The 12061-nt window shown below is 36.2% G+C and carries 9 protein-coding genes; 6 read left to right on the top strand and 3 right to left on the bottom strand.

Annotated elements, in window-relative coordinates; translation table 11 throughout:
• Nucleotides 1-62: 62 nt before the first annotated feature.
• Both BMX10_RS03945 and BMX10_RS03950 read right to left on the bottom strand, forming a co-directional pair.
• Nucleotides 63-1409, bottom strand: a complete 1347-nt coding sequence (locus tag BMX10_RS03945; protein ID WP_244272629.1) for an aminotransferase class III-fold pyridoxal phosphate-dependent enzyme — start codon at nt 1407-1409, stop codon at nt 63-65.
• Nucleotides 1410-1468: 59 nt separating this feature from the next.
• Nucleotides 1469-2866: an aldehyde dehydrogenase family protein gene (locus BMX10_RS03950; protein ID WP_090439673.1), complete on the bottom strand. Its 1398-nt coding sequence runs from the start codon at nt 2864-2866 to the stop codon at nt 1469-1471.
• Nucleotides 2867-3660: 794 nt separating this feature from the next.
• Between BMX10_RS03950 and BMX10_RS03955 the strand changes: the two genes are divergently transcribed.
• From BMX10_RS03955 to groL, 6 genes are all read left to right on the top strand, one after another.
• Nucleotides 3661-5187 (top strand): methyl-accepting chemotaxis protein, encoded by a 1527-nt coding sequence (locus tag BMX10_RS03955; protein ID WP_170834672.1) that lies wholly within the window; start codon nt 3661-3663, stop codon nt 5185-5187.
• 180 nt (nt 5188-5367) lie between these two features.
• A complete protein-coding gene (locus BMX10_RS03960; protein WP_090439680.1) occupies nt 5368-6657 on the top strand; it encodes a YcdB/YcdC domain-containing protein in 1290 nt (429 codons plus the stop codon).
• A gap of 62 nt (nt 6658-6719) precedes the next feature.
• Complete coding sequence (locus BMX10_RS03965) at nt 6720-7622, top strand: DNA-3-methyladenine glycosylase family protein (protein ID WP_244272630.1); 903 nt, start codon at nt 6720-6722, stop codon at nt 7620-7622.
• 24 nt (nt 7623-7646) lie between these two features.
• On the top strand, nt 7647-8363 hold the full coding sequence (locus tag BMX10_RS03970; protein ID WP_090439686.1) for a DUF554 domain-containing protein: 717 nt from the start codon (nt 7647-7649) through the stop codon (nt 8361-8363).
• A 311-nt stretch (nt 8364-8674) separates the two neighbouring features.
• Nucleotides 8675-8959, top strand: coding sequence for a co-chaperone GroES (groES, locus tag BMX10_RS03975; protein WP_090439689.1), 285 nt, complete (start codon nt 8675-8677; stop codon nt 8957-8959).
• Between the two features lie 73 nt (nt 8960-9032).
• On the top strand, nt 9033-10670 hold the full coding sequence (groL, locus tag BMX10_RS03980) for a chaperonin GroEL (RefSeq protein ID WP_090439692.1): 1638 nt from the start codon (nt 9033-9035) through the stop codon (nt 10668-10670).
• A gap of 161 nt (nt 10671-10831) precedes the next feature.
• On the opposite strand, the gene BMX10_RS03985 is transcribed toward groL, so the two are convergent.
• Nucleotides 10832-11707, bottom strand: coding sequence for a M15 family metallopeptidase (locus BMX10_RS03985; protein WP_090439696.1), 876 nt, complete (start codon nt 11705-11707; stop codon nt 10832-10834).
• Nucleotides 11708-12061 lie beyond the last annotated feature (354 nt).

The following is a 12061-nucleotide window of genomic DNA, read 5'->3' on the forward strand; positions in this document are numbered from 1 at the left end:
GTCTATACGCAAATGGTTTTTCTGCAGATTGGATGATTCAATCTGCAGAAAATTTTAATAAATTACACACTGATCATATTATCAACATAATCTAAAACTTTGTCCATAATTTCCATGGCCTCTTTAAGTTCATCTTCTGTTATGGTCAAAGGAGGAGCAACGATAAGTATGTTATCATGGCTGTAGGTTGCAAAACCTTCGCTGGATAACATGCCTAAAATATTTTTCATGATTTTCTCTGGATCATTGCCATGAGGAACAAGAGGTTCCTTGGTAGTCTTATCCTTTACTAATTCAATACCGGAGAATAAACCGATATATCTTACATCTCCAACACATTTATGCTTTGTTTTTAGAGTCTCTAGGATTTTACCTAGTACAGACCCCACTTTCTTGGAATTCTCCATAAGCTTTTCTTCTTTATACACCTCTATTGTAGCGACGGCAGTTGCGCAGCCTATAGGGTGTCCACTGTAGGTGAGTCCACACCACATAGTATTTTCATCAAAGAAGTCAGCTATTTTACTGCTGACGATAACTCCACCTAGAGGGATATAACCACAGGTTGCCCCTTTAGCAAAGGTAATGAGATCTGGGTTTACATCCCAATGATTGACTGCAAACCATTCTCCGGTTCTGCCCCAACCAGCCATAACTTCATCACAAACCATAACGATATTAAACTCATCACATAAGTCCCTAATACCCTTTAGGTAGCCTTCTGGAGGAATAATGATACCATTACTTCCAGTAACAGTTTCTAAAAAGATAGCGGCAACTTTATCTGGTCCCTCAAATATTATTTGCTCCCTCAACTGTGTGATATAGTATTTTGTTGCTTCTTTTTCATCTTTAAAAGGTATGGGTGCTCTATAAAGATATGGATCAAAGAATTTTACAAAACCAGGAATTCCTGGCTCGCTAGGAAATCTTCTTTTTTCTCCTGTAAGGTTTGCGGCACCGTAGCTGGCCCCATGATAGGAGCGATATCTTGAGAAAATCTTATATTTCCCCGTAAACATTCTTGCGATTTTGATAGCATTTTCATTAGCTTCAGCCCCGGCATTTGTGAAAAAAACCTTCCCCATATTATCTGGAGCAACTTCGACAATTTTTCTAGCAGCTTCTGATTTTACATCAAAGGCATAGGCGGGACCCATAAAAGCCATTTTTTCTGCCTGCTCCTTAATAGCATCTACTACTTTTCTATGACCATGGCCTATGTTCATGTTTACAAGCTGTGAGGACATATCAAAATATTTCTTACCATCGGCATCCCAAAAATAAATGCCTTCAGCCTTTGTGATAACTTTAGGATTCAATCCTCCTTGAGCACTCCATGAGTGAAGGTTATAGGCTAAAGAATCCTTCTTAATTTTGGTTCCATAATCAATGATTGTTGTCTCCACAATAAAACCTCCTTATATTTAGATGATCAATAAAGAAATTATTAGCCTGCATAATGGGTCTAATCATTCATAACATCGCCAAACAACTCTTCATCTGTTGGGACAACTGGGTCAAAAGGTTTAGAAACCCATGTGGTATTGATTAAATGCTTCCATGTGATGTTTTCTGATACAATATTTCCTCCCCATGAGCCGCATCCGAGGCTAGTGGTAAAAGGCATGGCATTGAACCAGTTGCCTGTATTGGCTAAGGCTTGACCCTGACGCACGTTCATTCTACTTACCTTTGTATTTAAAGCTAAATCCATGATGTGATCTTCATTGAAGGAATGGATACCGCAGGAGTGACCCATACCTTGATATCGGGTGATTTCATTTACTTTGGCAACTGCATCTGAAAAGTTATCGTATTTGTATAGAGACACCACAACGGATAGTTTTTCACCAGAAAACGGAAAATCCTCTCCTATGCCACTTTCTTCAACCATAATGAACTTTGTATTTTCTGGAATTTCGAAGCCTGCTATGCCTGCAATAGTTTGAGCTGATTGAGCAATGATTTGTGGATTTAAATGTCCATCAACCCACACTGCATGCTGCAGTTTTTTCTTTTCTTGTGGACTAACCAGGTAGCCACCCTCAGTTCTAAGTGCTTCAATTAGTCCTTCATATACACCTTCTTGAATAATTAAAGAATTTTCAGCTGAACAACTGGTAGCAAAATCAAAAGTTTTGCTCATTCTTATCTTGGTGGCGGCATCTTTCAAATCAGCTGTTTCATCAACTACAACAACTGCGTTGCCCGCTCCAACGCCATAGGCTGGTGTCCCTGATGAGTTAGCAGCTTTTACTAATCCTGCTCCTCCGGTAGCTAGCACCAAATCACATTGCTTCATTAGCTCATTGCTGATTTCCATTGTTGGCTCATCGATAGCAATTACTAAATCCTCGGGAGCACCATATTTTTTTAAGGTCTCCCTCATGATACCAGCGATAAAGCTATTGGTTTTTTTAGTTCTTGGATGAGGAGACATGATGATGGCGTTTCTTCCCTTCAAAGCATGTGATACCTTAACGGTGGGGGTTGCTTCTGGATTAGTACAAGGAATAAGGGCACCGATGACGCCTACAGGCTTTGCAATTTTCATAATTTGTTTTTCTTCATCAATTTCAATAACTCCCACAGATTTTTTGCCTTGCATATCACGGATTGCGCCTTTAGCTTTAGCCATAAGCTTATTGTATTTTCCTTCGAAGTTACCCATTCCTGATTCTTCTACTGCTAGTTTAGAAATTTCTTGGGCGGGACCATCCTTTACAATGTTCCATACAACAGCAGCTACCAGCTTGTCGGTGTCCTCCTGCGAATAGTTTTCGATTACTTCCTGGGCCTTTCTTGCTCTTTCGATAAGCTCTGCTACATATTCTGTAGCACTTAAGGTTGAAACTGTACTCATAATGTATGCCTCCTTTTTATAAAAATATGATCCTGCTTATGATGAACTAGGATTACAATAGCATACATGCTAGTGATGCAATTTTCATGCCAAAGAGAAGAAAAAAACAAGGGCTGAATTTGCAATAAAGAAAACACAAAATTTTTAAAAAAGTTAGACGATTGATGCATAAGTGAATCTGTATGATAAGAGGCTGTTCAAAAAACGCGATTTAAAGTGGGCCAAGATGGAATTACTACAAAACTAATATTGATACAAAAATGAATCTAAACGATTCATAAATGAGTTTAAAGGAGGGAAGTAGAAAGAAACATAAAAAATCGGGTGCTACTTATTTGGAGAAGAAATACAATCTACTTTAATTGCTCGCTGCTAAGGAGAATTAAACTATGGAGCAAGTTTTAGAAAACATCATTACTAGATATGTAATAAGTTTGAAATTTCAAAGTCTGTAGGAAATCGTCATGCATCTATAGTGCCCTTCAAAGTATTTGAAACTTTAAATAGTGAGCTGGTGTTAGCTGTTGGAAACGACATTTTATGGCATGATTTTTGCAAGATAATAAATATGTAGAATTTAGTAAAAGGTGATAGATTTAAACAAACTCTTTGGGATGTAAAAATTATGAAGAACTGAGATCTATTGTGAGAGAAATTATGAAAAAGCATACCACAGAAGAGATATTGAAGGCGCTATTAGAATTGACTGCAGAGGAAGAAAAGGCTTTAAGAAGGGAGGGAGTATTTTAAAAAAAAGAAAAGTATAACCAATAAATGCGAAGGGGATGATGAAAATGAATGATTTCATGAGCATAGTGTTAAACAGTATATTCTTTGCAGGGGGATTTATTGCCTGTTACATAATTATTGCACTGAGAGGAAAAAGGACCTTAGAAAAAGCTAACAGGGCACTAGAAGAGTATAGTAAAGGAAATTTTTTGTTTGAAGGGGAGGCTGATAATAATAGAATAACAAAATCCCTTTCCAATCTAAATAAAATGCTAAAGGAATGGATGTATGAGCTGCTAAAATCCTCCACATCTATTGCCACTCTAACAACAGAGGTTAACAAAGATGCAAACTCCTCTATGACAAAAATAAATGTTTTAGCTGATAAAATAGAAAGGTTTACCCAGGACAACCATCGTGTCAATAATGAGATATTAGAAGCAGCATCCATATCTCAGGAGCTGACCAGCAGCATTGCAGAAGTAGCCAGCACAGGAAAAATGGCGGATGAGAATACGGCTTTAGCCAAGGAAACAGTTCTAAGCAGCGCCTCTTCTATAGAAGAAGCCATTGGTGTGATAGAAAAAATAAGCTATAAGCTAGAAGGATCTGCAGAAGAGCTTAAAAAGCTGGATGAGATGATGATGCGAATCGGAGAAATGACGGGTAAGATTAGTAATATTGCAGAGCAAATTAATTTATTGGCTTTAAATGCTGCCATAGAAGCTGCCAGAGCAGGTGAATCTGGAAGAGGCTTTACTGTAGTAGCAGAAGAGGTCAGAAAGCTTGCAGATGAAAGTGCCAGAGCGTCAGGAGATATTACTGAAGTTATTCAGGGAATTACAGGGCAAATGAAAAGCACCTTTGGTATTATTCAATCTAGCATGGAGGAAGGAAAGAGAGGACAAAAAATTGCAATTGAAGCAAAGGAAGGCTTAAATAATATCACGGATTCTATGAATGGGGTGCTGGGTGCAATTGAAAACATAAGTCACAACATAAGCCAAGGAGCGGACGCTACAGAACAAATGGCAAAAAACATTGAAGAGGTTGCTGCTTTTTCTCAAGATACAATGGCTACTGTTGACGAAATCAACGAAATGATACAACATCAAAAAGAATACTTAACAAAAAATACAAACTCCACTGAAGATCTAGTGAAAATTAGCGGGAATATGGAAAAATTTGCAGATACCTTTGACGAAATATTAGGACAATGTTTATTGAAGGTTAGTGAAGAGTTGGCGAAAGAGATTAATATAAACGGAACAACTAACCAAAAGTTAAAAGAATATGCTGCCGGTGTGGGGATTAGTGATATATATATTACTGATGATGACGGCGTTATTGTATACACCACTGATGATGAAACTGTGGGCTTTAGATTCCCAGAAGATAAAGATAACCAAGCTTATGAGTTTAGAAAAATATTAGAAAATCCATCATTGAAAGTCATACAAAAGATGCAAAAACGTTCTATTGACGACAAATATTACAAATTTGCAGGTGTAGGCAGAAAAGACAAAAAAGGAATAATTCAAGCATCTCTAGCTTTAGAAGATATACCAAAATTTAGTATAAAAATGCAATAAGCTACCCATAAAAAATATGTAACAAATATCGTTGATTTATGACAAGTCTTTTTTACAAAAAAAGGCTTGTTGCTTTTTTATAAACAATAACAGCAGGTATTTTAAATTTTCTATTATTCAATTCTCCTACTTTATGGTATGATATATGAAGAGAATACAAGCTAGGGGGTAGTTAGTATCATGAAAAAATATTCAAAATCCATTCTAGTTGGACTGCTGATAATTAGTGTAGGAGCTAATGTGTTTTATTATAGAAGCTTAGCAAATATAAATGAAAAGATAATTAGAGTAAATACTATAGTGGCATCTAATGTTGAAAGAAATATACGACAAAGTATTATGTATACTCAAGATTTGATAGAAACAGGAGATTCAGCTTCTTTTCAAAATCTCGAGCGGGCTATTGGTAATTTGACTTTATCCTTCAACCATTGGGTAGATTTAAATCAATCGGAAAAGACGCCAAATGAACGAATGCAAAGGGGACTAGCTAGTGTAGAAACCCTAAGAAATCTGATAACCCATCACTTAGCAAATCAGTACAAAATGAATGATAAGCAGCTTACAGAATATGACATCGATATGCTGGAAAAAGTTAATGATCAAATGAAAAGGCTGTTATTGGTGTACCATAATATAGAAAATAGATTGCTGGAATTAAAGGATCCAATTGTTAGTGATGGCGGATTGGTTCAAATAGCAAATAATTTTGAAGAGATAAATAGATTGTATAGGCACAGCAAGCTGCCTAATAGACATCCTGAGTATATCGACTATACAGAAGCTGTGGCCCATGCTGAGAGAAAAATCCCATATGTACAGGATTATATATTAAAAGAAGAAAAAGACCAGGTGATTATTCGGGAAGGTGTGCATTATTACGAATTAAATTACTATGACGAAGATGAAGAAATCTATACTGTTTGGATAGATGCTATGGATGGTTTGATTAGAAATTATGAATTAAAGAGAATGAGTAATAATGGAAATAGTACATCTCAAAATCAGGCTATCACAATTGCAAGAGATTTTGTCGGAAGATTTTATCAGGGCCAGTTAAAGGAAGAAATGTTTTACATGGAAAATAGAGACAACGGTGAGCCGGTTTACTCTTTTAGATTTACTCCTATAAAGGAAGAACTGTTGATGGTTAGTGATGCTTATATAGTCAATGTGAATTCTGCCACAGGAAATGTTATAAAATACACCAATGACTTTACTGATACTATGGGGGTAAACCAGAGGATAGGATATACAGAAGAAGATATAATGGCCGAATACAAAGAAGAATTTGGTGAGATGGATTATAATGGACTAGCTATAACAAGATCCTTTTATACGCATTATCAGCCAAGGCTAACCTACAGCTTTCGTATCAATCAGGACCAGCAAGAAACTATGGTGTTTGTTGATGTGACTACTGGAATGCTGGTCTATCAGCTGTATTATGTATATCACCCTATTCTTTAAGTAAAGATTTCTTTGACAATAACTGACGTGTAAATATAGACATTTATAGATAGAGAGGCTTCATGATAAAGGAGAAAAATATGCAGCTAGACATCCAGTATAAAGACAATGAGGTTATTATAATGAAGGGGAAAGATTTTGAGCCGGCTCATATCTTTCAATGTGGACAGTGCTTTCGATGGTATAAAGAAAGTGATGATAGTTATACTGGCATAGTTCAGAATAAAGCATTAAATGTCGGGAAAATAGATGGCAATATTATTTTTAAAAATACCAATAAAGAAGATTTTCTTGATATTTGGATGGATTACTTTGATTTAAAGACGGATTATGATGAGATAAAGAAAAAAATAAGCAGAAAAGATCCAATTATGCAAAACGCTGTTAGCTTTGGAGAAGGTATTCGAATATTAAAGCAGGAACCATGGGAAACCCTTATATCTTTTATTATTTCTTCTAATAATAATATACCTAGGATCAAAGCTTCCATTGAGAAACTATCTGAAGAATATGGAGAATACCTGGGTGTGTATTGTGGTAAAAAAAGGTTTGGATTTCCAAAGCCAGAGGTATTAGCAGCATTATCTGTTGAAAAGATAGCAGCATGTGGCACGGGATATAGAGCCTCCTATATAAAGAGTACTGCTGCTGCCATTGCTAAAGCACCAACTGCATTGGAGACTATAAAAAGTCTGGATATAGAAAACTGCCAAAGGAGACTGATGGAGTATCAAGGGGTAGGGCCTAAGGTAGCTCAATGTATCTTGTTTTTTTCTATGGGGAAAATGGAGGCATTTCCTGTAGATGTATGGGTAAAAAGGGTGATGGAGCATTTCTATTTTCATAAGGAAACACCAGCATCCGTCATTCAGCAATTTGCATGGGAGAAATATGGCGGGTTTGCGGGGTATGCACAGCAGTACTTATTTTATTATGCAAGGGAACAAGGGATAGGGAAAAAATAGAAAAGATACGGGGGAATAAAGAATATGTTAGGGACCATTGTAAATGCACTAGCTATTATTATAGGGGGAATGCTAGGACTACTGCTAAGAAAGGGCATACCCGACAATTACAAATCAACCGTAATGCAAGGCTTAGGTCTTAGTGTCTTGGTTATAGGTTTAATGGGAGCTTTTAAAAGTGAAAACATATTACTGTTAATATTCAGTATTGTTTTGGGGGGAATTATTGGAGAAAAGATTAGAATCTCAGATAGATTAGATAATCTTGGACTATGGATTGAAGGGAAAACCGGTAAAGGAGAGGGCTCTGTTGCCAAAGGCTTTGTAACTGCAAGTCTTATCTACTGTATTGGTGCCATGGCCATTGTTGGAGCCTTGGAGAGTGGCTTGACGGGAAATCATCAAACCCTTTATGCTAAGTCTCTTTTGGATGGGATTTCTTCTATTATATTTGCCTCCACCTTAGGAATTGGTGTTGTTTTTTCGGCGGCAGCCGTCTTTATTTATCAGGGAATCATCACCATAACAGCAGGAGCTCTTCGTTATCTTCTAGTGGAGGATGTAATAAGGGAAATGTCAGCCATCGGTGGATTGTTAATCGTAGGAATATCCTTTAATATACTGGAAATAAAACGAATTCCGGTAGCTAATATGCTGCCAGCAGTATTTTTGCCTATTTTATATCAACTACTTCAGCCAGTGTTTATAAGCATTACTGCAATCATACATAATATTTTTTAATTTTCAATCCAGCATATTTCTCTAGCTTTTGTCTAGGTTATAGGTGCTGGATTTTTTCTGTCTTAAATATAATAGATTGCCAACCATCATATTATAAAATAATAAGAAAAAGGATGAAAAAGCTTAAAATGATTAGATATTCTGTAATAATAAGCAATAATTGGTTATAATAGTAAATATTCAGGTTTGCCTGGCAAAAATCTTTTATATAATATTATAAATGTAGTTAGCACTCTCTTATAGTGAGTGCTAACAAAAAGTTAGGCAATTAATTTTTAAAAATAAAATAGTTTTATTAAGGAGGTTAAATTATGAACATTAAACCATTAGGTGACAGAGTTGTTATTAAAAAGGTAGAAGCTGAAGACACAACAAAAAGTGGTATTGTTTTACCTGGCAGCGCAAAGGAACAACCTCAAATGGCGGAAGTTGTTGCAGTAGGTCCTGGCGGGGTAGTAGAAGGTAAGGAGATTACTATGGAAGTCGAGGTTGGAGATAAAGTAATCTTTTCCAAATACGCAGGCACAGAAGTAAAATTTGATGGTGTTGAATACACCATATTAAGACAAAGTGATATTTTAGCTGTTGTAGAATAAAGAAATAAACAAAAGAAAATACATAAGAAACCGAGAAAATGAAATATAGAAATCAATCAAGGAGGGTATTGAAATGGCAAAAGAAATTAAATTCAGTGAAAGCGCTAGACGTGCGTTAGAAACAGGTGTAAACAAGCTGGCTGACACTGTTAAAGTAACCTTAGGACCAAAAGGAAGAAATGTTGTTATAGATAAAAAGTTTGGCTCCCCATTAATCACAAATGATGGAGTTACTATTGCTAGAGAAATTGAACTGGAAGATGCCTATGAAAATATGGGAGCTCAGTTAGTAAAAGAAGTTGCAACAAAGACAAATGATGTAGCTGGGGATGGAACAACCACTGCTACTTTATTGGCGCAAGCGATTATTAGAGAAGGTATTAAAAACGTAGCTGCTGGTGCTAATCCAATGATCCTTAAAAAAGGTATTGAAAAGGCTGTAGTTGCAGCAGTAGAAGAACTTAAAACTATTTCTAAACCAGTAGAAAGCAAGGAAGCTATTGCACAAGTTGGAGCCATCTCAGCCAGCGATGAAGAAATAGGTAGATTGATCGCAGATGCTATGGAAAAAGTAGGTAAAGATGGTGTTATTACTGTAGAAGAGTCCAAATCTATGGGAACTACTTTAGATGTAGTTGAAGGTATGCAATTTGATAGAGGATATTTATCTCCATATATGGTAACTGATACAGAAAAAATGGAAGCTGTTTTCAATGATGCTTATGTTTTAATCACTGACAAAAAGATTGCTAACATTCAAGAAATATTACCTGTACTAGAACAAATTGTACAGCAAGGGAAGAAGCTAGTAATTATTGCTGAAGATGTTGAAGGCGAAGCCTTAGCTACATTGGTGGTAAATAAATTAAGAGGTACTTTTGAGTGTGTAGCTGTTAAGGCTCCTGGCTTTGGAGATAGAAGAAAAGCTATGCTTGAAGATATCGCCATCCTAACTGGTGGTACAGTGATTTCTGAGGAGCTAGGCTATGAGTTGAAGTCTGTTACTCTTGACATGCTGGGAACAGCTAGAACTGTGAAGGTAGACAAAGAAAACACAACCATCGTAGAAGGCAGTGGAGATCAGCAAGCAATCAAGGATAGAATTCATCAAATAAAAGTACAAATCGAAGAGACTACCTCTGAGTTTGATAAAGAAAAGCTTCAAGAAAGATTAGCAAAGCTTTCAGGCGGAGTAGCTGTGATCCAAGTAGGAGCTGCTACTGAAACAGAGCTAAAGGAAAGAAAGCTTAGAATCGAAGATGCTTTAAATGCTACCAGAGCAGCTGTTGAAGAAGGCATTGTATCCGGTGGAGGCACAGCGTTAGTCAATGTTGTATCTGCGGTAGAAGCCTTATTAGATACAGTTGATGGTGATGAGAAGACAGGTATCCAAATTATAAGAAGAGCATTAGAAGAGCCTGTAAGACAAATTGCTGAGAATGCAGGCCTTGAAGGTTCGGTTATCGTAGAGAAGGTAATGAATGCCGATAAAGGGGTAGGATATGACGCCTTAAATGAAAAATATGTCAATATGATAGAAACAGGTATTGTAGATCCTACTAAGGTAACAAGATCTGCACTACAAAATGCTGCATCTATTTCAGCTATGATGTTAACAACAGAAGCAGCAGTAGTAGACATTAAAGAAGATGAGCCAGCAATGCCAGGCGGCGGTATGGGCGGCATGGGCGGCGGCATGCCAATGATGTAATTTAAATAGTAATTACTAAAAGGAGCGAAAACTTTTTCGCTCCTTTTTTGTTTTCTGTGGAATTTTAATAAAGGGATGGATACACTGAATTCAGTAAAAAAAGCAAAGGTAGTTTATAGGTGCAAAGAAAAAGTATATCTAGGATTAACTCAAATATGCTTTTAATAATCATGCTCTTGTATAAAATATTCTTCTAAGGTTAAATGATTTTCATATAGATATGTGGCCAGCTTCTCTCCTACATATCGTAAGTGCCAAGGCTCATAGCTGTAGCCTGTAATCTGTTCCTTACCTTTAGGATATCGAATGATAAAGCCATATCTATGGGCGGATTCCGCCAACCATATACCTTCTTTAGTTTCACCAAATTTGGCAGTCAAACGATAATTAACTTGATAAGTGGTCACATCCATAGCTAAGCCTGTTTGGTGTTCACTTTGGCCAGGTCGAGCACTTGTTCTATTAGCTACGTCCTCTCCTTGTGCTGCAGCTCTTTGTTGAAAAATAGACTTTTGCCTTTCGTAGGAACGGTAGCCTGAAGTAGCAAACAAAGTATAATTATCTTCAGTAGCTGCTTCAAACAATGACTCTAATGCTTTAGCTGCTTCTTTTCTCATATATTTTCTTGGGAGATCTTCCTCAAAAGGAAAAGGAACGCTGGGGATGATTAGATCATTTGGTTGGTAATATGATGGTAACATACGTTTTTTATTAACAAGGACATAAATACTGTCATAGTTGGTTATCATTTGATTTCCTTCCGTATCTATAGTTGTAGTATTTTGGAAAACTAGTTTCTCCTGGAGTTTTATTTTCCATCCTTCTTTTTCTGTCTCTTCTGTATTATCCGGTGTTTGCACAACTTTTTCATCTTCAAGCTCTAGGGCTGTCTCCACTGGTTGGTTATTCTCCTGGTTGAAAAATATCTCTAATGGTGAAGCTAGTAATTCTGCAGCAAAACCTATATTAAGAGTAAGATAATATAGTATTGCTATAATACTTAAGCAAATAGTAAAAATTAGTTTTTTATTCTTCATGTAACCACCTTTCTATATTGGAATAGACGATGGTCATTATAATAACACACTTGTCGAAGAATGTCGAATTCCAACTTCCTGTTTAATGTCTTTTAAAATTATTTAGTATATAATAAAACATAAACGTGGAAGCTAAAGTATTTATAATAGATGAGAAATCAAATATAGAATGTGGGATTGTACACATTTACTGGAATTAATTAGAAAATTTAAAATATTAAAAATTTATTGTTAAAATAGCAAAAAGATGGTATACTATAGATAGAAGAAAAGAAGTTTTCTTCTAAGAATCTCTCTTTCAGCGGACCTTTTTAAAAGCAAGTAAAGCAAGTAAAGCAAGTAAAGCAAGTAAAG

It is taken from the genome of Natronincola peptidivorans (assembly GCF_900111615.1).
GTDB lineage: Bacteria > Bacillota > Clostridia > Peptostreptococcales > Natronincolaceae > Natronincola_A > Natronincola_A peptidivorans.